At 59.3% G+C, this 20,955-nt stretch carries 21 protein-coding genes; 8 read left to right on the top strand and 13 right to left on the bottom strand.

Annotated elements, in window-relative coordinates; genetic code table 11:
• The first annotated feature begins 139 nt into the window (after positions 1–139).
• Positions 140–1,792, top strand: coding sequence for an ABC-F family ATP-binding cassette domain-containing protein (locus tag GQF02_RS12650; RefSeq protein WP_160797639.1), 1,653 nt, complete (start codon positions 140–142; stop codon positions 1,790–1,792).
• 37 nt (positions 1,793–1,829) lie between these two features.
• Here GQF02_RS12650 and GQF02_RS12645 read toward each other — a convergent pair whose 3' ends face one another.
• Together GQF02_RS12645 and trxB are read right to left on the bottom strand one after the other, a co-directional pair.
• On the bottom strand, positions 1,830–2,459 hold the full coding sequence (locus GQF02_RS12645) for a Smr/MutS family protein (protein WP_160797637.1): 630 nt from the start codon (positions 2,457–2,459) through the stop codon (positions 1,830–1,832).
• A gap of 3 nt (positions 2,460–2,462) precedes the next feature.
• Entirely contained in the window at positions 2,463–3,416 is a 954-nt protein-coding gene (trxB, locus tag GQF02_RS12640; protein WP_124736160.1) for a thioredoxin-disulfide reductase, read from the bottom strand.
• 109 nt (positions 3,417–3,525) lie between these two features.
• Here trxB and GQF02_RS12635 point away from each other — a divergent pair, with 109 nt between their 5' ends.
• The 4 genes from GQF02_RS12635 to GQF02_RS12620 are packed head-to-tail and all read left to right on the top strand — an operon-like array spanning position 3,526 to position 6,469.
• Complete coding sequence (locus GQF02_RS12635; protein WP_160797635.1) at positions 3,526–3,705, top strand: putative motility protein; 180 nt, start codon at positions 3,526–3,528, stop codon at positions 3,703–3,705.
• A 60-nt stretch (positions 3,706–3,765) separates the two neighbouring features.
• Positions 3,766–4,218, top strand: coding sequence for a peroxiredoxin (locus tag GQF02_RS12630; RefSeq protein ID WP_160797633.1), 453 nt, complete (start codon positions 3,766–3,768; stop codon positions 4,216–4,218).
• A 43-nt stretch (positions 4,219–4,261) separates the two neighbouring features.
• Complete coding sequence (locus GQF02_RS12625) at positions 4,262–5,665, top strand: PhoH family protein (RefSeq protein ID WP_160797631.1); 1,404 nt, start codon at positions 4,262–4,264, stop codon at positions 5,663–5,665.
• Complete coding sequence (locus tag GQF02_RS12620; protein ID WP_160797629.1) at positions 5,666–6,469, top strand: alpha/beta hydrolase; 804 nt, start codon at positions 5,666–5,668, stop codon at positions 6,467–6,469.
• 80 nt (positions 6,470–6,549) lie between these two features.
• On the opposite strand, the gene GQF02_RS12615 is transcribed toward GQF02_RS12620, so the two are convergent.
• The 11 genes from GQF02_RS12615 to GQF02_RS12565 all read right to left on the bottom strand — a co-directional run bounded on the left by GQF02_RS12615 (position 6,550) and on the right by GQF02_RS12565 (position 16,005).
• Complete coding sequence (locus GQF02_RS12615) at positions 6,550–6,912, bottom strand: roadblock/LC7 domain-containing protein (RefSeq protein WP_124736155.1); 363 nt, start codon at positions 6,910–6,912, stop codon at positions 6,550–6,552.
• A gap of 26 nt (positions 6,913–6,938) precedes the next feature.
• Positions 6,939–7,574, bottom strand: coding sequence for a roadblock/LC7 domain-containing protein (locus GQF02_RS12610; RefSeq protein ID WP_124736154.1), 636 nt, complete (start codon positions 7,572–7,574; stop codon positions 6,939–6,941).
• A gap of 1 nt (position 7,575) precedes the next feature.
• A complete protein-coding gene (locus GQF02_RS12605; RefSeq protein ID WP_160797627.1) occupies positions 7,576–8,118 on the bottom strand; it encodes a GTP-binding protein in 543 nt (180 codons plus the stop codon).
• 14 nt (positions 8,119–8,132) lie between these two features.
• Complete coding sequence (locus tag GQF02_RS12600) at positions 8,133–9,338, bottom strand: hypothetical protein (RefSeq protein ID WP_160797625.1); 1,206 nt, start codon at positions 9,336–9,338, stop codon at positions 8,133–8,135.
• Between the two features lie 3 nt (positions 9,339–9,341).
• Positions 9,342–10,685 (bottom strand): tetratricopeptide repeat protein, encoded by a 1,344-nt coding sequence (locus GQF02_RS12595; RefSeq protein WP_160797623.1) that lies wholly within the window; start codon positions 10,683–10,685, stop codon positions 9,342–9,344.
• Position 10,686: 1 nt separating this feature from the next.
• Positions 10,687–11,469: an oxygen-binding di-iron domain-containing protein gene (locus GQF02_RS12590; protein WP_160797621.1), complete on the bottom strand. Its 783-nt coding sequence runs from the start codon at positions 11,467–11,469 to the stop codon at positions 10,687–10,689.
• 99 nt (positions 11,470–11,568) lie between these two features.
• Positions 11,569–12,192, bottom strand: a complete 624-nt coding sequence (locus GQF02_RS12585) for a thermonuclease family protein (protein ID WP_160797619.1) — start codon at positions 12,190–12,192, stop codon at positions 11,569–11,571.
• Positions 12,193–12,206: 14 nt separating this feature from the next.
• Positions 12,207–12,764, bottom strand: coding sequence for a cob(I)yrinic acid a,c-diamide adenosyltransferase (locus GQF02_RS12580; RefSeq protein ID WP_160797617.1), 558 nt, complete (start codon positions 12,762–12,764; stop codon positions 12,207–12,209).
• Positions 12,757–14,025, bottom strand: coding sequence for a hypothetical protein (locus GQF02_RS12575; protein WP_160797615.1), 1,269 nt, complete (start codon positions 14,023–14,025; stop codon positions 12,757–12,759). Before GQF02_RS12575 ends, GQF02_RS12580 begins: the two co-directional genes overlap by 8 nt.
• Positions 14,022–14,450, bottom strand: a complete 429-nt coding sequence (locus GQF02_RS12570; protein WP_124736146.1) for a DNA polymerase III subunit chi — start codon at positions 14,448–14,450, stop codon at positions 14,022–14,024. Before GQF02_RS12570 ends, GQF02_RS12575 begins: the two co-directional genes overlap by 4 nt.
• Positions 14,437–16,005 carry a leucyl aminopeptidase gene (locus GQF02_RS12565; protein WP_160797613.1) on the bottom strand — a complete coding sequence of 523 codons (1,569 nt, stop codon included), beginning with the start codon at positions 16,003–16,005 and terminating at the stop codon, positions 14,437–14,439. The genes GQF02_RS12570 and GQF02_RS12565 overlap by 14 nt, the downstream gene beginning before the upstream one ends.
• A 171-nt stretch (positions 16,006–16,176) precedes the next feature.
• On the opposite strand from GQF02_RS12565, the gene lptF reads away from it, so the two are divergent.
• From lptF to GQF02_RS12550, 3 genes are read left to right on the top strand one after another with little or no spacing between them, the layout of a single operon-like run.
• The gene (lptF, locus tag GQF02_RS12560) at positions 16,177–17,298 is read left to right on the top strand and encodes an LPS export ABC transporter permease LptF (RefSeq protein ID WP_160797611.1); all 1,122 of its coding nucleotides are present in this window, start codon (positions 16,177–16,179) and stop codon (positions 17,296–17,298) included.
• Positions 17,295–18,368 carry an LPS export ABC transporter permease LptG gene (lptG, locus tag GQF02_RS12555; protein WP_160797609.1) on the top strand — a complete coding sequence of 358 codons (1,074 nt, stop codon included), beginning with the start codon at positions 17,295–17,297 and terminating at the stop codon, positions 18,366–18,368. Before lptF ends, lptG begins: the two co-directional genes overlap by 4 nt.
• A 3-nt stretch (positions 18,369–18,371) precedes the next feature.
• On the top strand, positions 18,372–20,945 hold the full coding sequence (locus tag GQF02_RS12550) for a [protein-PII] uridylyltransferase (protein WP_160797607.1): 2,574 nt from the start codon (positions 18,372–18,374) through the stop codon (positions 20,943–20,945).
• The last annotated feature ends 10 nt before the right edge of the window (positions 20,946–20,955 follow it).

The raw sequence follows: 20,955 nt of genomic DNA, 5'->3' as shown, positions 1-20,955 counted from the left end.
AACGCCGGCGTTACTACCACACAAGATGATGACGCGCCACCCTGCCGGCATGGCAAGGTGGCAATATTGCAGCCGCTTTGGCTGTCGCAAGCGATACCCGCCTTTTAACGCATACAACACCCGCCGGTCGGCACTCTCCATGATTATTTTGAAAAACGTGGCCTTGCGTCGCGGCACCAAAGTCCTGCTGGACAACACCTCGGTCACACTCACCCCCGGCGAAAAAGTCGGCCTGGTCGGGCGCAATGGCGCGGGCAAATCCTCCCTGTTTGCCATGCTCAACGGCACGCTGCACGAAGACAGCGGCGAATTTTCCATTCCCAACCAGTGGCGGATGGCACAGGTAGCACAGGACATGCCGGAAACCGCGCAAAGCGCGACCGAATTCGTGATCGAGGGCGATACCGTCCTGCTGGCGGCACGCGCCGAGGTCATGGAAGCCGAAGCCGGCGATGACGGCATGGCCATGGCTCATGCCTATATGGCGCTGAACGACGCCGGCGAGCACGATGCTGCCGCGCGCGCGCAATCGCTGATTCTGGGGCTGGGCTTCAAGGTGGCCGAACTGGAGTTGCCGGTCAACAGTTTCTCCGGCGGTTGGCGCATGCGCCTGCAACTGGCGCGCGCGCTGATGTGCCCGTCCGACCTGCTGCTACTGGACGAGCCGACCAACCACCTTGACCTTGATGCGCTGGTCTGGCTGGAAGCCTGGCTGAAGAACTATGGCGGCACCATGGTGGTGATCAGCCATGACCGTGAATTTCTCGATGCCGTTACCAATGTGACGCTGCATATCGACCATGGCCAGCTGGTGCGCTACGGCGGCAACTACAGCAAGTTTGAAGACATGCGGGCCGAGCAGATGCTGTTGCAACAGGCGGCACAGGCCAAGCAGCAGGAAAAGATGGCCCACCTGCAAAAGTTCATCGACCGCTTCAAGGCCAAAGCCAGCAAGGCCAAGCAGGCACAAAGCCGCGTCAAGGCACTGGAGCGCATGGAAAAGATCGCTCCGGTACTGGCCGATGCCGACTTCCAGTTCGAGTTCAAGGAGCCGATGAGCCTGCCCAACCCGATGCTGACCATCGCCGAAGCCGCCTTCGGTTATCCGCCGGCGGAAGGCAGCGCCGAGGGCACGCCACCGACCACCATCGTCCAGCAGGTCAGCCGCTCGGTACTGGCAGGCCAGCGCATCGGTATTCTGGGCGCCAACGGCCAGGGCAAGTCGACGCTGGTCAAAACCGTTGCCGGCGCGCTCAACCCGATTTCCGGCGAAATCATCCGCGGCAAGGGACTGAATATCGGTTACTTTTCGCAGCAGGAACTGGATGTGCTACGCCCCGAAGACAACCCGCTGGAACATATGTTCCGCCTGGCGCGCGACATTCCGGCCGCCATCCGCCCCAATGCGGCCGATTGCCGCGAGCAGGGTCTGCGCAACTTCCTCGGCACCTTCAATTTCAGTGGCGACATGGTCAAGCAGGCGGTGGGCAGCATGAGCGGCGGCGAAAAAGCGCGGCTGGTACTGTGCATGCTGGTCTGGCAGCGCCCCAACCTCTTGCTGCTGGATGAACCGACCAACCATCTGGATCTGGCCACCCGCGAGGCGCTCAGCGTCGCGCTCAACGAGTTTGAAGGTTCGGTGATGCTGGTCAGCCACGACCGCGCCTTGCTGCGCGCGGTATGCGACGAGTTCTGGCTGGTTTCGCGTGGTGGGGTACAGGACTTCGATGGTGATCTGGACGACTATCAGGTCTATCTGCTGGAAGAAGCACGCCGCCGGCGCTCGGAGTAAACACCAGCGCCTGCGCATGCTTAGGCAAACGCAGGCGTCAGTCTTCGCGCGACACCGCGCTACGCTTGAGCAAAACCAGAAGCGCACCATCACCGCCATCGCGGGCGTTGGAGGTGCAAAAAGCGAGGACTTGCGGGTGGTGCATCAGCCAGTGGCGCACCATGCGCGGCAGCACCGGCGTGCCGCGCGAGCCATAGCCCATGCCGTGGATCACGCGTACACAGTTGCCCTGTGCGCGGGCGCGATGCAGAAATAGCGCCAGCAGGCTATGTGCCTCATAGCGGTTGGTGCCATGCAGATCCAGCGTGGCCACCACCGGCCAGTGCCCGCCGCGCAGTTTTTTCAGCGTACCCGATGGCAGCCCGTTCCCCAAAAAACTCCCCGCCTGCTCGTCGCGTTCGAACCAGCCGCTCATCTCATGCAGCAGATGTTCGTCCAGCGCGTCGCTGCTGCCATGATTGTCCTTGCCATGGCGGGGCCAGTGCGGTGGTTTGGGGCGAGTATCGGGTGCGCGAGCTGCATGCTTAAGCGGTTTGACATCGGCAAACAGCCGGGCAAAGTCGGGGTCTTCGTTTTCTTCAGGCACTGGCGCTGAACGCACAACAGGCAAGGCCTTGGGCCTTACCTGTTGTTTGAGCTTTTTGAGCTCGGCCTTGTAAGCCTTCAAGATTTACTTCAGCTGATCAAGGTAGCGCTCGGCATCCAGCGCGGCCTGACAGCCCGAGGCAGCACTGGTCACCGCCTGACGGTAGATATGATCCTGCACGTCGCCGGCCGCGAATACACCCGCTACGCTGGTGGCGGTCGCGTTACCGTCGCGGCCACCCTGCGTGACTAGGTAGCCGGTGGCATCCATCTCGAGTTGACCCTTGAAAATATCGGTGTTCGGCTTGTGGCCGATCGCGATAAACACGCCCATCAGCTTGATGTCTTCCAGCGAACCGTCGTTGCCACGCAGACGGGCACCGGTTACGCCGCTGGCGTCGCCCAGCACTTCGTCCAGATTGGCATTGAGCTTGAGCGTGATCTTGCCTTCGGCGACGCGCGCCATCAGCTTGTCGACCAGAATCTTCTCTGCACGGAAGGTGTCGCGACGATGAACCAGCGTCACATGGCGTGCGATATTGGCCAGATACAGCGCTTCTTCCACTGCAGTATTGCCGCCACCAATTACCGCAACATCCTGGTTGCGATAGAAGAAACCGTCGCAAGTGGCGCAGGCGGATACCCCCTTGCCGGAAAAGGCTTCTTCCGAAGGCAGGCCCAGATACTGGGCCGACGCGCCAGTGGCAATAATCAGGGCGTCGCAGGTGTACTCACCGGCATCGCCTACCAGACGGATAGGCTTTTCCTGCACATAGGTGGTGTGGATCTGGTCGAAAATCATTTCGGTGCCGAAGCGTTCGGCGTGCTGCTGGAAACGCTGCATCAGATCCGGCCCCATCACGCCTTCGGCATCGGCCGGCCAGTTGTCCACATCGGTGGTCGTCATCAGCTGGCCGCCTTGCGCCATGCCGGTAATCAGCACCGGCTTCAGGTTGGCACGCGCCGCGTAAACGGCAGCAGTGTAGCCGGCAGGGCCGGAACCCAGAATCAGCAGCGGACTGTGGCGAGTTGCACTCATGATGGTTATTCCTGTGGGCGATTGATGGCGGGCATTTTATCAGCTTGCCGCACGGGATGTGATTAAACCGGTGTATTCTGCCATAGTTCATCACTATCGGGAGAGGGTCATGGAAGCCATCAGCCAAATGCAACAGGCGCAGGTACAGCAAAGCGTGCAGATCACCATGCTGAAAAAAGCCACACAGATAGAGGCTCAAGGGGCGTTGGCCCTGCTGCAAAGCGTGCCGGTGCCGGCCCAGCTTAATAACCCTGCCCATCTGGGCCAAAGCGTTGACACCAAGGCTTGAGAGCCAAGAGCCCAAGGCCAATTAGCAGCATCCCCATCGCAAACAACAAGAGGATATTTTATGGACGGCCAAACCTGCCCCGACTTCACCCTGCCCGCCACCTCCGGCCTGAGCTTTACCCTGTCCTCGGCTCAAAAGCCGCTGGTGCTGTATTTCTACCCAAAGGACAACACCCCGGGCTGCAGCAATGAGGCAGCCGCCTTCCGTGACCTGTATAGTGAATTTCAGGCCGCAGGCGCCGACATTGCCGGCATTTCGCGCGACAGCCTCAAGTCGCACGAGAACTTCAAGACCAAGTTCAGTCTGCCTTTTGCCTTGCTGTCGGACAGCGAAGAAGTGGCCTGCGGCTTGTTTGACGTGATCAAGCAAAAGAAAATGTACGGTAAAGAAGTGCGCGGCATCGAGCGCAGTACTTTCGTGATTGGTGCCGACAACCAGGTTCTCAAAAGCTGGCGCGGCGTCAAGGTGGCCGAACACGCCACCGAGGTTCTCGCCTATATCAAGGGGCTGTAAACCGGGCCGGGCAAGCCGGTCGATCCTGTTAAGGAGCACCATCATGACGACACGCAAGAAAGTGCCAGCACGTAAGCTCTTCGTGCTTGACACCAATGTGCTGCTGCATGACCCGACCAGCTTGTTCCGTTTTCAGGAACACGACGTTTTCATTCCCATCATTACGCTGGAAGAGCTGGACATGCACAAAAGCGGCATGTCCGAAGTGGCGCGCAATGCGCGCCAGACCAGCCGTTTTCTCGATGAAATCCTGCGCAGCAGCGATAGCCCGATCGAACTGGGCATTCCGCTACAGAGTTCCAGCAAGGGCGCAGCCAGCGGCCATTTACTACTGCAAACGCAGATCATCCATAGTGTTTTGCCGGCGTCCATGCCGACAGGAAAAGCCGACAACCAGATCCTCGGCATTGTTCGCGCACTCAAGGAGCTGCACCCCGAACGGCCGGTGGTTCTGGTATCCAAAGACATCAATATGCGCATCAAGGCACGCGCACTGTCGCTGGATGCCGAAGACTACTTTAACGACAAGGTGCTGGAAGACAGCGACCTGCTCTACACCGGCAGCCGTGAGATCGATACCGGTTTCTGGGAGCGCAACGGCAATGATGTCCAGTCATGGACCGAGCACGGCCGCAGCTACTACAAGATCAACGGGCCGGACGTGGCCGCGCTTTACCGCAACCAGCTCTTGTTCCAACAAGGCGAACAGCCCTTGCTGCTGCGGGTGATCCGGCTTGAAGGACTGGAAGCCACGCTGGAAACACTGAAGGACTACAGCCACAACAAGAACAATATCTGGGGCATTACTGCACGCAACCGCGAACAAAGCTTCGCGCTCAATCTGCTGATGGACCCCGAGATCGACTTTGTCAGCCTGCTGGGGCAGGCCGGCACCGGCAAGACCCTGCTGACGCTGGCCGCCGGTCTTGCCCAGACGCTGGAAGACAAACGCTATAGCGAAATCATCATGACCCGCGTCACCATCCCAGTCGGAGAAGATATCGGCTTTTTGCCCGGCACCGAAGAGGAAAAAATGGCTCCCTGGATGGGTGCGCTGGAAGACAACCTCGATGTACTGGGCCATAGCGAAGACGATGGCGGCGACTGGGGGCGCGCCGCAACCCGCGATCTGATCCGCTCGCGCATCAAGGTCAAGAGTCTGAACTTCATGCGCGGTCGCACCTTCCTCAACAAATACCTGATCATAGACGAGGCACAAAACCTCACCCCCAAGCAGATGAAGACACTGATTACCCGCGCCGGCCCCGGCACCAAGGTGGTATGCTTAGGAAATATTTCGCAGATAGACACGCCTTATCTGACCGAAGGCAGTTCCGGACTGACTTACGTCGTCGACCGTTTCAAGGGCTGGGCTTATGCCGGTCATATCACCTTGCAGCGCGGCGAACGCTCGCGCCTGGCCGATTATGCAACCGAAATCCTGTAAATGCCCGCAAAACTAGAACTGCTCCATAGCCCTGCCAGCGGCGCGCCCAAAGGGCCGCCGCTTTTATTTGTCCATGGTGCTTTCAGTGGTGCCTGGTGCTGGCAACGCCATTTTATGCCGTGGTTCAACGCCCAAGGCTACGACTGTCTGGCGCTGAGTCTGGAAGGTCATGCATCAAGCGAAGGCAAATTCTATCTGGCCGCCATCAGCATTCAGGACTATGTCGACAATCTGACCCGCACGATTGCCGCTCTAGAGTGCGCCCCCATCGTCATCGCCCACTCCATGGGCGGCTTTGTGCTGCAGCAATACCTGACCCGCCATACCCTGCCTGGTGCCGCATTCTTAGCCTCGGTCTCCCCGCTGGGGCTGACGGCCTCCGCCCTGAATATGCTGACTTATACCCCAGAGTTGCTGCTGGCGTTAAACCGCTATCAGGCAAGCCCGGGACCGATGGCAAGCCGTTATCTGGCAGAAATACGCGCGCTGCTGTTTTCGGATACGGCACAAGAGGAGGATGTCGCACTGCTGGCACAGCGCTCGCAACAGGAAAGCCAGCGCGCGATTATGGACATGACCTTGGTCAACCCGCTGTGGCAGCGCCGTTTGCATGGCACGCCGGCGCTGGTGCTGGGCGCAGGTCAAGACAAAATCATCACGCTCTCAGATGTTGCCAGTTGTGCCACACGACTGGGGGTAGATGCAGAAATATTGCCGGAACTCGCCCATATGATGATGCTGGACGCAGGCTGGGAAAGTGTAGCCCAGCGCATTGCCCGCTGGCTCGCGACACTCGCGCCCTAGCTGTCTGCTAGATGGATGTGAGGCAGACATCGGTCATGCAGACAGCCCCCTAGCCATAAGGGCATACACCGGCAAGCCGGCTACAGGATTTCAGCGACGCTTTTTGCCGCGCGGCGGGCATCAAGGAAGATCAGGCCAAGCTTGGCTTCCTTGCGGGCAATCACCGTCAACACGGCGTCGCGCCCGGCATAGCTCATCAAGATATAACCCTCCTCCCCCTTGATCATCACCTGCTCCAGCGTGCCGCGTGCCAGCTCGCGTGCGGTACGCTCGCCCAGCGACAGCATCGCGGCGGCCATCGCACCGACACGGTCCTCATCCACGCTCTGTGGCAGCAAAGCTGCCATGGTCAGCCCGTCGGCCGAAATAATCGCAGAAGCCTCGATATCGGCGCTGGCGCCGTTCAGGTCGCTGAGTATCGATTTGAGCATTTGTTCACGCATGGGTTTTTCTCCGGGAATTCCTTGGGTCAGGTATAACGGCGGCAAAGCGCCTCGATCAGGTCGACCAGTGCCGACGAATTCAATCTGGGGGCGCCCCCGATCACCAGCATAAACGGCTGCTCACCAATCAAAATGGGGTGAAAGCTAAGTTCAGCCTGACCATCTGGTGCCGTCAGTGCCCACGCCTGACTCGCCAGCTGTAAATTATTGTGCAGCAGCCGATGGTGACGATGGGTCAGCTGAATCAGATCGCCACCCAATGCCGACAATTCTTCGGCCGTTTCGTGGGCAAACCCTGAATTGGCGTAACACAAGCCATTATCATCAGCCAGCAAGGCGCGGCCACTTTCCGACAACAGGCTTAGCCATGGCGGCAGCAGCACTTCCAGACGGGTATCTTGCGGCGGCTGCGGTGTCAGCTGCGCCTCAACGAACTCCAGTTTTTGCAGGCGGTACAGGCGTTCGGCCAACACCTCGGGCGCATCATCCGGGAACCAGCGACTCAAGGTGGCACCATCCAGCGGCACCCGTGCGCCATCGCGCAGGATATGCAGCATCATATTGCGCCCCGGATCTTGACGCGTCGTTGTCGCGGCATAGTAGGCCCCACCCGGCGTTGCTCTGGCATAGTAGGGACCGCATAACTGGTAGCTCCCTTGCATCTCAGCCCTCCAGCCCTGGATCAATGGTAAAAAGCAAGGCCATCAGCAACTGGCGAACCTCGTCGCCATTGCGCGGATCAACCTCAAGAATCGGCGGATGCAGACCAAATTTTTCCAGCAAGGTCGCGTAGACCTCAACGGAAGGTTGTGGCGCCTGATCCGTCTTGGTCACGCCGATCACCAGCGGCGCATGCGTACGCAGCGTCTTGAATGCGTTCAGAAAGAACTGCAGATCGCCACTGGGATTGGGCCGACTGTTATCGATCAGGACAATCAGACCAATCGCCCCCTTGCTGATGATCTCCCACATAAAGTCAAAGCGTTCCTGCCCCGGCGTGCCGTACAGGTGAACGCGCACGCCATCGCCCAGTTGCATCAGTCCATAGTCGAGCGCGATGGTGGTCTCGCCTTTGCGATTAAGCGTCATGTCACTGGCCTGCACATCCGTACTGACCGGGCTAATCTCGCTGATACTGCCAATGGCCGTTGTCTTGCCGGCACCGACAGGGCCGGTAAAGATGATCTTGTTATCCTGTTGACGCATATCGATTCCTGGTCTTAAGCCCCGCGCAAACGCACGAGCAAGCGGGAAAGCAGGCCACGACGCGCGACGTCGGGCAAAGGTTGCACCATGGGCGGCGGGCTACATGCGGCCGCAGACAAGCGGGCATCGAGCAAGTCAATAGCCAGACATGCCGCAATGAAATTGCACAGATCGGACGCTTGCAGCCCCAACATGCGCTGCGCCATACATGCGCTAGCCGGCGTGCGCGTCCAGAATGCAGCCATGCGCATCGCATCGGGAATGGCGGCCAGCCGGGTCAGGTTGGGCCAGTGCCGTAAACGCAGCTGGCTATTACCGTCAAGCCCGCGGGGCATGCGCCCGCGGGCGGTCCATAACGCAACTTGCCATAGCACCGCATGTGCGCTTGGGGCATCGGGTCGCGCACTCTCCTGCCCGTCCGGCAACACGGCCAGACGTAACTCACTCTTGGGCGCTGCGCACAGCTGAACCAATAGCGCCAGATCGGCAAGCAGCTCACACTTTTCCTGAGCCGGATAAAAGTGCAGCACAACCTTGCCATGAGCCAGCACCGCAGCACTGCGCCGTTTGCGGTACAAGGTGCGCAGCACACCATACAAGCCGGCATTCGGGTCAAAACTGCCCATGGCCTGCGGCCATACCGCAACCGCCCTGGGCAATACCTGAGGTACCGCATCCGCCTTCTGCGCCACCGGAATAACAGGATCATCCTGCTGGCCATCGCAGTCTGACGCAGGCATGGCTGCCGTCATCTCGAGCGCTGGCACGGCAGTACCGGAAGAAACCGGCTCGGCTATTGCATGGGAAATAACGGCAACACGCGGTGCTTCAGCCAGCGCAACCTCCGCCTGCGCAGCGACAAGCGGGCTGCGCTCTGCCACGACCGGCTTATCCACCAGCAACTGTTGCAAGGCGGGGAACAGGGTCTCGACGCGGATAGGCTTAGGCAACACCGGCGCGGGCGCATCCGTGATCGCAAAAGAGGAAACAATCAATGCAGGCAAGGCGGGATGCGCAGCCCGAAAGCCATCCCAGACTGCCCAGCCTTGCGGACTGTCAACATCGACAATGGCCAGTACCGGCACATCATGAGCGGATTCGGACAGTTGGTACCGTATCGCCTTGTGCATGCGAAAAGCCATGCGCAAAATGGCCAGCTTGCGTACATCCATCCCTAGCGCCAGCACCATCAGGGTGTGGGCATCGACCGTGGTCATCATCTATCAGGCCACCTCGGCAGGCCTTTGCAGGCGCCGGATAAGAGTGTTGATCATCACTGCGCCTTCATCCGGCAGCGCCTGTGTGCCATGCAGCAAGGTGTGTTGCAGCGCGAGCAATCCGGGCAAGTCTTCCATTTTTTCATACAAGGCCAGTAAGGGCGGATAGAGCTCAAGCTGCGCCGGCGTGCTGGCAATACTGCGCTCAAGCAGCTCCAACGCTGCCTCCAGCTGGCCGAAAGTCAGGTAGGCATCCGCTTCTTCCAGCACACTCGCCGCCATCGGTCTGCCAGCGTCTGCCACCTTCTCGACCAGCCACAGCTTCGCTTTAGCAAGCGGACGGCTACGGACAAAACCGTAGCGCTGCCCTATTGCTTCGAGCACCATGCGGCTGTCAGCCTGTGCCAGCTCGGCGAACGCGGGGTGGTAACCCAAGGCCAGCCCGTGATGCAGCAGTTTTTCACGCAAGCTTGCCCCCGCTTCCCCCATTGCGACAAACAGCTGCCACAAGGCCAATGCATAAGCATCGATATTGCGGTGCTGGTAATGCACTTGCAGCAGGTCGATCAACAGGGAAGGTTTGCCGGGTGTTTCGCGTAATGCTTCGCGTAGCGCCGGCAAAGCATGGTCACTATCATTAGCCGCCAGCAACAGGCGCACACGACGCTGCGCCGGCACAAACAAGCAAATGACCCGCGTCTCATCTGGCTCCAGTGAACGCAGCACCGCCCCCGCCCCGTCAATCAGGCATACACCTGCGGGTACGGCATCAGCCTGCACTGCCGTGGTCGCGACTGCGGCGGCAGGCATGGGGGACGACATCCGACCTGTCTTGTCGTCAGCGGGTATATCGACAGGCGTAAATGCCTCCGGCCCCATCTGCAGCGCCTCATCGGCCAGCACTCTCAGCCCCAAATGATTGCGGTCAAGCGCCAATCCGGCACGCACTGCCATTTCCAGTGCTGCAGGCGTTAACTGGCGCAGCGGCAGGATGTCGCAATAGCCGTCCAGCTCACCTAATTCCAGATAAAGCCGGCACAGTATTTCCAGTACTTCCTGGTTAACGGCCCCATCCCTCTCGACGCAGGCACGCAGGGTATCGGCGGCGCGCTGGGTGTAGCCGAAGGAAAGATAGACCTGTGCTTCGGTCAATGGCTCAACGGTATGGACATCGATCTGATCGCTAGGCTGCTCGCCATCGCCCTGTACCGGTGGCACGCCCGGCTCGACAGCTGCGCACACTGGCGGCGGCACCATCACATCGGATGCCAAGCGGCGCTGCCATAGCCGGACAAACCACAACAGCAGCACCAGGCCCAGCGCCGACAACAACAAAGCCAGGTCCGACATATCAGCACACCGTCACAGGTGGGGGCGGGAAATCGGATGGCGTCAGCAAATCGGTACCGCACTCCAAAGTCTCGAACCAGTCAAGGAAGCGGCCGACCATTTCCTTGCCGCGAAACGAGCTGCCATGCTGGGGAACAATCCACTCGACGTCCATCTGGCGCACCATTTGCACCCACAGCCGGCAGGCCTTGTTATTGCTCATATAGCGGCGGTGAAAAGCCTGCATATGCGCGTCCTGCAAGTGGCGCTCGAAGTCTTCGACCGGGCTTGCCGCATCAGCACCACTGACCAGCGACGCACCAATGTCACCGGAAAACAGGATCTTGCTGATCGGGTCATACACCTGAAAAAAGCCGACTGTATGTAAATAGTGGGCGGGAATGATATCGAGGCTGGCACCGCCCAGACTGACCCGCATGCCACGCGGCGGGATGGCAATGAGACGGCCTTCTGTCACGCCCTTGACACAGAAGTGCGGCAGAAAACGGGTCCACTCTTCGGCAATCAGGATCTGGGCATCGGTAATCAGCAACCAGCCGTTAGCCGATGCGATAATGTCAGGATCCTGATGCGATGCGAAAATATAACGGGTATGCGAAGGTAGGAAGAAACTCGCCATCTCGGCGATCAGGTGCTTATAGGTCAGGTTGCCACCCGGGTCGAGCAACATCCCCTCGCCGTTATTGACGATTGCAAACTGGTTAGCCTGAATGCCTTCACCCTGAACAAGCTCGGTAAAACCGATGCATTTATGGATGCCATCATCGTATAGGGTGACTGCCATACTAAGCCTGTGCGGACGTTGAAGACATCCAATCATGACCCACATGGGATATAAACGACTTGATACGCGTCAATATTCAGTCTATTTGACTATTTCAACTTATTTTATTAACCCAAAAGCATTAATCGAGGCCTGGCCGCCTGTCTGATTAGCCCCTCTCTGGCGGGCGCGCCAGCGCCATGGCGGCTCGGCCTGATGCCGCCACAAACCGATATGCGCTTGTCGCGCCTGCATCTCCGCCATCTGGTAGCGCGTGTAGTCGCTGGCGGCTTGCCTGCCCTTGGCGTATTGCAGGTAATGCCAGGCCTGGCCACTATCGACCAGCGCCAGATTGATATCGCGCCCGTCCAGCCAGACTTGGCCTACGCTGCGCCCATACTGATCCTGCTCCAGCACAAGCACCCGGACTTCGCGCCCGCTCACCCAGGATTTCAAGACATCCCGTGCCGCATTGCCCCCCGCTTGGGCACGCTCCGGCGCATCAATAAAAGCCAGACGTATCTTGTGCGTCTGGCCGGCACCATCCAGCACCGTCAGCGTGTCGCCATCGGCCACCTGGGTCACCCTGCCATGCACTTCACCTGTCGGTGCCGGCCCCTGCCATAAAACAAAAACCGCCACCAGGATAAACAAGGCAGCGGCAATTTTGCGGTGCAAGGGCGCGGCAGAAAACAAGGTCGCCAGCGCATTGAGCAACTGGCGGGGCTGGCGGCGCGCGCGCATTCCCCTAGCCTCGCTCAGGCATCGCCATAACGGTGCGGCTGCCACAAAACATCGGTTACACCCGCATCGCGGTTCAAGACCCGTGCCAGCACGAACATCAGATCGGACAGCCGGTTCAGATACTGGCATGCAGCTTGGGATACATCTTCTTCACGGGCCAGCAAGACCAGCGCGCGCTCGGCGCGCCGGCAAACGGATCGCACCTGATGTGCCAGCGCAGCCTGACGCGAACCACCGGGCAAGATGAACTCCTTAAGCATGGGCAGCGCCGCATTACATTCAGTCAAAAACTGCTCAAGCCTGGCTACATGCCCCTCTTTTAGCGCGCTATAGCCTGGCACGGCCAGCTCTGAACCCAGATCAAACAAATCATGCTGCACTGCGCCTAAAAAAACGGCCACATGCTCGGGCAAGGGTTCCGCCAGCAACAAACCCATGCAGCAGTTAAGTTCATCCACATCACCCAATGCGGCAATGCGCGGCGACTCCTTACCCAGACGGCTGCCGTCGCCCAAGCCGGTAGTGCCATCGTCACCGGTACGGGTCATGATCTTGGACAGGCGGTTACCCATGGTTGTCATCCTTGCATTGTTCATTCTGGCCAATATCGGCAATGGCCTGGCGCACGCTTTCCCGCAGCGTCTCACCAAACAGCATGTCGTAATCTTCCTTCATCTGCTGCATCACGCCGGCGAGCATATGCTTGCTCTGCACCTCGATTGCGTCCTGCAGCCACAAGGTCAGCTCGACTTTCATGCGCGGCACAATGCGCTGGTAAACCGCATCCAGCAACGCCGCCTCATCCACTACGGCAATGTTTTGCTTTCTTGCCGGAGGCTCGATCGAACTGGCGACAGCCTGTGTCTGATCAAGTAATGGCATCACCGCGCACGCAGCCCCTACCGCCAGTGCCGGCATTACGACAGGCTCGGGCACTTCCATCAGCGCTGGCATCACGACAGGCTCGGGCTCTTCCATCAGCGCTGGCATCACGACAGGCTCGGGCTCTTCCATCAGCGCTGGCATCACGACAGGCTCGGGCTCTTCCATCAGCGCTGGCATCACGACAGGCTCGGGCTCTTCCATCAGCGCTGGCATCACGACAGGCTCGGGTTCTTCCATCAGCGCTGGCATCACGACAGGCTCAGGCTCTTCCATCAGAGCTGGCATCACCACAGGCTCGGGCACCTCCTCAAACACAGGTACACCGGCCACTTCAATCTCTGGCTGAAGCGGCAATCCATGCCCGGTTTCCGCCTCAAAAGCAGGCGGCTGCGATGCAGGACTAAAATCGAAACGTGCATCGACGGCCGGCAAACCGGTGGCGTCTGGCAAAGGCTGCATGTCCTCAAGGGGGGTATCTGGCACCAGACTCGCCAGATCCAGATCAGGCACATCAGACTGCCAAGAGGAGGATGGCGCTGTTGCGGACAGCGCCAATGCCGGATCTGGGGCATCGAAGGCAAAGTCGAAGTCTTCCAGCAGACTATCGACCGAGGCCGGTGGCGTAGTGTGATCAAGCCAGATATCGGCAGGCGCCAGTTCGGAAAAAAGCGCCTCGTCTTTTGCTGTTTGATGCGCTGACCCTGCACCCAGCTCAAGATCGATGGCAGGCAGCGACTCGAACAAGGCATCGCCCGGCGTAACATCCAGCACAGGGGGCAGCGCCTGCGTTAACGCCGGCGGCAAATCCAGCGGCGCACCGAAGTGCTGGCTGGCGAAAGGCTCCGCCTCAGAAAAAGAGCCGGAAACCGGCAACTCGGTTTCGACCACCTCGGTCAGGACGGGCAGGTTGTCGGGCAAAGCTTGTCCATGCGGTGCAATAACGGTCATGTTTGGCGATGGCGCATATCATGGTGCTCAATGGCAAGCCCCAGAGAACGATAAAAGCGAAAACGGGTCCGCGCCATGGCTAGCGCGTCCTCATCAACACCGATAATTTCCAGAATACGGGAAAAGGCCGCGGGATCGGCCGGCGGCTCCCCGCCCAGATTCAACAACACCCTATCCTCGCTACAGGCAGCCAGCGACAACCCCAGCCAGACCGGCGTCTGACTGGCGATGGCATCATCGGCCTTGCAATGCGGAATAAACGCCGTTTCGGACAAGCTCCACAAGCGCGCACTAAAGCGCTCAAGCGCAGCCGCATCCGGCAACAGCACAAACAGCTTGGCCCCCTTGCGGTAGGCAGTTGCCGCCAATTTGCAGGCAAAGGCCGGTGCATCGGCCACACCGGTATAAAAATCAATCTGCGTCATGCTGATCCGGCGCTTCCGTCACCTCGCGTCGCGGACGGCCACGACGCACGACATTGCCCAGTGCGATATCGGCACGGTCTTGCAGGTATTGCACCAGCAGCGGCACGGGTCGACCGGTCGAGCCCTTGTCTTTGCCGCTCTTCCAGGCGGTACCGGCAATATCCAGATGTGCCCAGTCATAGGCCTTGGCAAAGCGCGACAGGAAACAGGCGGCGCTGATGCTGCCACCGGCACGGCCACCGATATTGGCCATATCGGCAAACGGGCTCTTCAGCAACTCCTGATACTCCTCCCATAGAGGCATATGCCAGGCACGATCACCGACCTCTTCGCCAGCCGCGACCAGATCACGTGCCAACGAGTCTTGCGAGCTGTAAAGCCCGGTCGCCACATGACCCAGCGCAATGATGCACGCACCGGTCAGGGTCGCCACATCGATAACGGCAGCCGGCTCGAAACGCTCGGCATAAGTCAGTGCATCACACAGAATCAGGCGGCCTTCGGCATCGGTATTCAACACTTCAATAGTCTGGCCCGACATGGAGGTGACAATATCACCCGGCTTGAGCGCCCGTCCGGACGGCATGTTTTCGCAGGTCGGAATCAGCACCACGATATTCAGGGGCAGCTTCATCTCGACTGCCGCGCGGAAGGTACCCAATACGGCAGCGGCACCGCCCATATCGTACTTCATCTCGTCCATGGCTTCGCCCGGCTTGAGCGAGATACCGCCGGAATCAAAAGTGATGCCTTTACCGACCAGTACAAACGGCTTGTCGGCCTTGTCCTTGGCACCGAAGTAGCGCAGCACGATAAAGCGCGGCTCCAGCTCACTGCCCTTGGCCACCGCCAGAAAAGACCCCATGCCTGCCTCTTCTATCGCCGCCTTGTCCAGAATCTCGGCTTCGGCACCAAAGGACTCGGCAATCGCGCGCGCCTGATGCGCCAGATAGTCCGGTGTGCAGACATTGCCCGGCGCATTGCCCAGATCCTTGGTCAGCTTCATGCCGGCTGCGATTGCCTGACCGCGCGCCAGACCTCGCTCGCCATCGGCCAGATCACTGCGCCGTGGCACCGCCAGGGTAAATTTACGCGGCTCGCGCACGCTCTCGTCCTGACGCGACTTGTATGTATCGCAGCGGTACAAGGTATCCAGCGTCACCACACAGGCTTGCTCGACCATCCATTCTACGTCATGTTTTTTCACACTTAGCTCGGACAGATAGCTGACCACTTCGCTGGACGACGTTTGCGTCAGCGCACGGGCAGAAGTGCGTATCGCTTCACGGTATTCCTTGGCGCGGAACTCGCGCTCCTTGCCCAGTCCCACCAAAAGAACACGGTCGCACAAGGTATGCGGCACCGAATGCAGCAGCAAGGTGCTGCCCAGCTTGCCTTCCATATCGCCACGGCGCAACACATCGCCGATAAAGCCGTTGGAGATGCGATCCAGCAAATCAGCCGCCAGCGTCAGCTTGCGCGACTCGTAAACACCGACGACTACGCAGGCTACGCGCTGCTTCTCCGGACTTCCACTTTTAATGTTAAACTCCATGAGCCTGCTCCCGATGCATTACGTATCATTAAGAGAGCCGCCAGAAACCGACAGGCTCCGGCGGGCGACGCCCCGGCGCGGGGCGAAAAATCCATAAGACTGGCCCTTGACGGGCTTTTTCTCATTATCTATACGCTTTTGACAAATTGTCAAAAACAGGCGCATCTTCCCATGGTTTTTCGAAAAAGTCTGACACGTGAACTGACAGTCACCAGTATCGGCGTGTTTCTTGTACTGTTCGCCATCTTGCTGACCACCCAGACCATCAATATGCTGGGCCGGGCGGCGCAAGGCCGTGTTGCCAACGAAGCGGTCGCGGCCCTGATCGGCTTCTGGGCACTGGGCTTTTTCCCGGTTTTGCTGATCCTCACCATTTTCATCACCGTCATGGTGGTACTGGGCCGTGCCTGGCGCGATCATGAAATGGCGGTATGGTTTTCTTCCGGCATGTCGCTGACCCGCTGGATTGCACCGGTGCTGCGTTTCACCCTGCCCTTTACCCTGCTGATCATTATCGGCACTTCGTTTATCGGACCGTGGGCGCAATACCGCAGCAAGGAATACGCGCAAAACCTCAAGCAGCGCGAAGAAATATCGGCACTGGCCCCCGGTGTATTCAAGGAAGCCCAAGGCGGCAAGCGCATCTACTTTATCGAAAGTTACAGCCCCGAAGACGGGGCCTCGCGCAATCTGTTTGTGCAGTCCATCGAAAAAGACGAGGTTTCGACCATTTTCGCCGAGCAAGGCAAGCTAAGCGTCAATAACAAGGGCGTGCGCGAACTGGTATTGGATAACGGTCACCGTTATATAGGCGAAGCAGGGTCGGGCGAGTTCGAGATCGGCCAGTTCAAACGCTATAGCGTCAGGATGGGGGAAAGCCCGCGCCTGATAGAGCCTGCCAGCGACTCGGAAACACGCTCCACGCTAGAATTATTCGCCGGCCACACCGCATCGGATCGCGCCGAACTGGCCTGGCGCCTGTCCATGCCGTTAAGTTCGCTCATTCTCGCGCTGCTCGCCATTCCCTTGGCCTATTACAATCCGCGTAGCGGCCATGCTTATAACCTGGTGATGGCGCTGGGTGCTTACCTGCTGTACCAGAATGGCTTGTGGCTGCTGCGCGACTGGATTGCCCATGACAAAATTTCTTCGGCATTGGGCATTCTCCCCATCCATCTTTTGATGCTGGGTATCGCGCTGGGCCTGATCTGGTACCGCAACCGGCCAACCGGCTTTGTTGCGGCGGCATGGAATGCACGTAGACAACAAAATCGCACAAAGACCCGCGCATGAAACAGATTCGCAACTATCTGCTGGCCAGCTTTCTCTCGGCCAGCCTGTTTACCCTGATAGCCCTGATCGGCTTGTATGCATTTTTTGACGTCATCAAGGAGTTACCGCGCATAGGCCGGGGCAGCTACGACATTGTCGCCATGCTGGGCTATGTCGCACTGCTGATGCCGGGCCACGCCTACGAACTGATGCCGCTGGCGGTATTGATCGGTTGCATGGTGGCCATGACCCAGCTCTCGGCCAGCTCCGAGTACACCGCCATCCGCACCTCGGGGGTTTCGCTGGGGCAAATCGCCCGGACCATGCTGCTTTTCGGCAGCGGCTGCGCGCTGATGGCGCTGTTGCTGGGCGAGTTTATTTCGCCCTGGTCGGAGCAGACCGCCGAGAAATTCAAGCTGGACAACACCCGCTCGGTTGTTGCCCAGGAATTCCGCTCGGGACTGTGGGCCAAGGATGACAATAACTTCATCAATATCGGTGAAATGCTGCCGGACACGACCTTGCTGAATATCCGCGTCTACACCTACGACAAAGAATTCAAGCTGACGCGCTCGCGTTTCGCCCAGCGCGGCAGCTACGAGGGCAACGGCTACTGGAAACTGGAAGGTGTACGCGACTCAAACATCGAGCCGGACCGTATCCGCGTGGAAACCTTCTCCTCCTTGCAATGGAAATCGGTACTGCAGCCAGACATTCTATCGGTACTGCTGGTGGTACCGGAGCAGATGTCGGCTTACAACCTCAAGGCCTATATCGATCATCTGAGAGCCAACCACCAGAAAACCCAGCGCTATGAGATCGCCTTGTGGAGCAAGCTGTTCTATCCGCTGGCCTGCATCTCGATGGCGCTGGTGGCACTGGCCTTTACCCCGGTTTCTCGCCGCCAGGGTGAAATGGGCGTCAAGCTGTTTACCGGAATTTGTCTCGGCATCGCCTTTCACTTTACCAACCGCCTGTTCGGCCATCTGGGACTGCTTTACGAGTGGAATCCGGTCTTTTCGGCAACCGCCCCTACCTTGCTGTTTTTACTGGCCGGCCTCTGGGCCATAGCCCATCAGGAAAGGCGTTAAATCATGCAGCCTTGCGACGACTTTTTAGCGTGTCAAACATGGCGTCGCGAGCTGCAGACCGAACGCCAGTCATTAGCACAGCGCTACCGCCACGATGGCCGGGCGCGCGACTATCTGAACCGCCACAGCCTGCTGATAGACGGCTACATCCGCACCATTTGGGATGCACTGGCGCTTGAGCAGCAAGCCAGCTTGCTGGCCGTCGGTGGCTATGGCCGCGGCCAGCTCTTCCCCTGCTCCGATATCGACCTGCTGATTCTATTGCCAGCGGCGCCGGATGCTTTACTCACCGACACACTCACCCGCTTTGTCGGCCTGCTATGGGATATCGGGCTGGAAGTCGGCCACAGCGTACGCACGGTGGCCGAATGTCTGAGCGAGAGCCAGGCCGACCTGACCGTAGAAACCACGCTACTGGAAAACCGGCTGCTATGCGGCAACCCGGTGCTGTTTACCGAACTGAATCAGGCCACCGCCCGGGTGCGCGACCCGCTGCGTTTTCTCGAAGGCAAGCTGATCGAGCAAACGCAACGCCATAACCGGCTGTTTTCCGGCACCAGCAATCTGGAGCCCAATCTCAAAGACAGCCCGGGCGGTCTGCGCGACCTGCACACGATTATCTGGCTGGCACGCGCCATCGGTCTTGGCAGCAGCTGGGATATGCTGGTGCAAAAAGATATTCTGACGCCGACCGAAGCGCGCATGTTGCGCATCAGCGAGCGCCAGCTGGAGAAACTGCGCATTGAGCTGCACCTGCAGGCCAAACGGCGTGAAGACCGGCTGATCTTCGATCTGCAACAGCAAACCGCGCTGGCCATGGGGTATGCCGATGCACCACAGCGCCGCGCCAGCGAAGAGATGATGCAGGCCTACTACAAGGCCTCGCGCATGGTCAGCCAGCTCTCCGGCATCCTGCTGCCCAATATCCGCGCCCTGCTGTTTTGCCCCCTGCCCCGCGTCACCATTGATATCGATAGCCGTTTTTACCGCGTCAACGATATGCTGGGCATACACGGCAATGATGTCTTCGAGGACGACCCTGGCGCGATACTGGAAGCCTTCTTGCACATGCAGCGCCATCCGGAGCTGACCGGCATGGCACCGCGCACCTTGCGCGCCCTGTGGCGCGCGCGCCGCCATATCAACGAGCGCTTTCGCCGCAACCGGCACAACCGTGCCCTGTTTTTGCAGATGTTCCGTGAAAACGGGCTGACCCACACCCTGCGCCGGATGAATCTGTATGGCGTACTGGGCAAGTATCTGCCGGCATTCGGCCGTATTATCGGGCGCATGCAGCACGACCTGTTCCATGTATATACCGTGGAAGAACACATCCTGATGGTGGTGCGCAATCTGCGCCGCTTTGCCGTACCCGCCTTCAATCACGAATACCCCTTGCTCAGCCGCCTGATTACCAGTTTCGAGCGACCGGAAGTACTGTATATCGCCGGCCTGTTCCACGATATCGCCAAGGGGCGCGGCGGCGATCATTCCCAGCTGGGCACGGTGGATGCGGCCGAATTCTGCCAGACCCACGGCTTGTCGTTTGAAGATAGGGAGCTGATCGTCTGGCTGGTACGCGAACACCTGAGCATGTCGACCGTGGCGCAAAAGCAAGATATTTACGACCCGGAAACCGTACTGCATTTTGCTGAGACCGTCGGCAACCCGCGCAGGCTGGCGGCGCTTTATCTGCTGACTGTTGCCGACATTCGCGGCACCAGCCCCAAGATCTGGAACGGCTGGAAAGCCAAGCTGCTGGAAGACCTGTATCACGCGACCTTGCGGGTACTGGAAAGCGGGGGGGAGGTTGACTGCCAGTCGGTGATCAGCGAACGTCAGGCGCAGGCACGCGCCGAATTGCGCCTGAATGCCCTGCCCGAAGGTGTGGAAATGCGCTTATGGCAGCAACTGGATACGGTTTATTTCCTGCGCCACGACGTGCGCACCATTGCCTGGCATGCCCGCGTACTTAACCGTCTGGTCGATAGCCCCACGCCCATTGTCAAGGCACGCATGAGCGAGTCGCGCGAAGGCATCGAAGTCCTGGTCTACACCCCCGACCAGAGCACGCTGTTTTCGCGCATCTGCGCATTTTTCGGACGTACCCACTACAGCATCGCCGATGCCCGCGTGCACACCACCCGCCATGGCTACGCACTCGACACTTTCCATGTGTTCATTCCCGAGCATCATGCCGACGACTACCGCGCCATGATCAACTTTATCGAGTTTGAACTGGCCCAGCGCCTGCTGTCGGGCGAGACAGCCGCCGTCACGAAATCCGGGCGCATAGACCGCCATCTCAAGCACTTCCCCATCCAGCCGCAAGTATCGCTGCATCCGGACGACAAGGCGCTTTACTATGTACTGTCCATCGTGGCCGGCGACCGCCCCGGCCTGCTGGCACGCATCAGCCAGGTTCTGGCCGAGCACCGCTTCGGTGTGCACTCAGCCAAGATCATGACGCTAGGCAGCCGGGTAGAAGACTCCTTCTTGCTGTCGGCCGATGGTGGCAGTGACGACAAGTCCCTGCTGGCGCTGGAGTCGGCGCTCACTCAGGCACTGCAGCTCTAAGCTGCCGTGC

It is taken from the genome of Craterilacuibacter sinensis, assembly GCF_009831765.1.
Lineage (GTDB): Bacteria > Pseudomonadota > Gammaproteobacteria > Burkholderiales > Chromobacteriaceae > Craterilacuibacter > Craterilacuibacter sinensis.
The sequence above is the reverse complement of the archived record's forward strand: the minus strand, read 5'-3'. Positions and strand labels throughout refer to the sequence as shown.

Bases quoted from the DNA above. Each gene is read 5' to 3' on its own strand.
- GQF02_RS12650 (WP_160797639.1), top strand. From the start codon at position 140: ATGATTATTTTGAAAAACGTGGCCTTGCGTCGCGGCACCAAAGTCCTG.
- trxB (WP_124736160.1), bottom strand. From the start codon at position 3,416: ATGAGTGCAACTCGCCACAGTCCGCTGCTGATTCTGGGTTCCGGCCCT.
- GQF02_RS12635 (WP_160797635.1), top strand. From the start codon at position 3,526: ATGGAAGCCATCAGCCAAATGCAACAGGCGCAGGTACAGCAAAGCGTG.
- GQF02_RS12630 (WP_160797633.1), top strand. From the start codon at position 3,766: ATGGACGGCCAAACCTGCCCCGACTTCACCCTGCCCGCCACCTCCGGC.
- GQF02_RS12625 (WP_160797631.1), top strand. From the start codon at position 4,262: ATGACGACACGCAAGAAAGTGCCAGCACGTAAGCTCTTCGTGCTTGAC.
- GQF02_RS12620 (WP_160797629.1), top strand. From the start codon at position 5,666: ATGCCCGCAAAACTAGAACTGCTCCATAGCCCTGCCAGCGGCGCGCCC.
- GQF02_RS12615 (WP_124736155.1), bottom strand. From the start codon at position 6,912: ATGCGTGAACAAATGCTCAAATCGATACTCAGCGACCTGAACGGCGCC.
- GQF02_RS12610 (WP_124736154.1), bottom strand. From the start codon at position 7,574: ATGCAAGGGAGCTACCAGTTATGCGGTCCCTACTATGCCAGAGCAACG.
- GQF02_RS12605 (WP_160797627.1), bottom strand. From the start codon at position 8,118: ATGCGTCAACAGGATAACAAGATCATCTTTACCGGCCCTGTCGGTGCC.
- GQF02_RS12600 (WP_160797625.1), bottom strand. From the start codon at position 9,338: ATGATGACCACGGTCGATGCCCACACCCTGATGGTGCTGGCGCTAGGG.
- GQF02_RS12595 (WP_160797623.1), bottom strand. From the start codon at position 10,685: ATGTCGGACCTGGCTTTGTTGTTGTCGGCGCTGGGCCTGGTGCTGCTG.
- GQF02_RS12590 (WP_160797621.1), bottom strand. From the start codon at position 11,469: ATGGCAGTCACCCTATACGATGATGGCATCCATAAATGCATCGGTTTT.
- GQF02_RS12585 (WP_160797619.1), bottom strand. From the start codon at position 12,192: ATGCGCGCGCGCCGCCAGCCCCGCCAGTTGCTCAATGCGCTGGCGACC.
- GQF02_RS12580 (WP_160797617.1), bottom strand. From the start codon at position 12,764: ATGGGTAACCGCCTGTCCAAGATCATGACCCGTACCGGTGACGATGGC.
- GQF02_RS12575 (WP_160797615.1), bottom strand. From the start codon at position 14,025: ATGACCGTTATTGCACCGCATGGACAAGCTTTGCCCGACAACCTGCCC.
- GQF02_RS12570 (WP_124736146.1), bottom strand. From the start codon at position 14,450: ATGACGCAGATTGATTTTTATACCGGTGTGGCCGATGCACCGGCCTTT.
- GQF02_RS12565 (WP_160797613.1), bottom strand. From the start codon at position 16,005: ATGGAGTTTAACATTAAAAGTGGAAGTCCGGAGAAGCAGCGCGTAGCC.
- lptF (WP_160797611.1), top strand. From the start codon at position 16,177: ATGGTTTTTCGAAAAAGTCTGACACGTGAACTGACAGTCACCAGTATC.
- lptG (WP_160797609.1), top strand. From the start codon at position 17,295: ATGAAACAGATTCGCAACTATCTGCTGGCCAGCTTTCTCTCGGCCAGC.
- GQF02_RS12550 (WP_160797607.1), top strand. From the start codon at position 18,372: ATGCAGCCTTGCGACGACTTTTTAGCGTGTCAAACATGGCGTCGCGAG.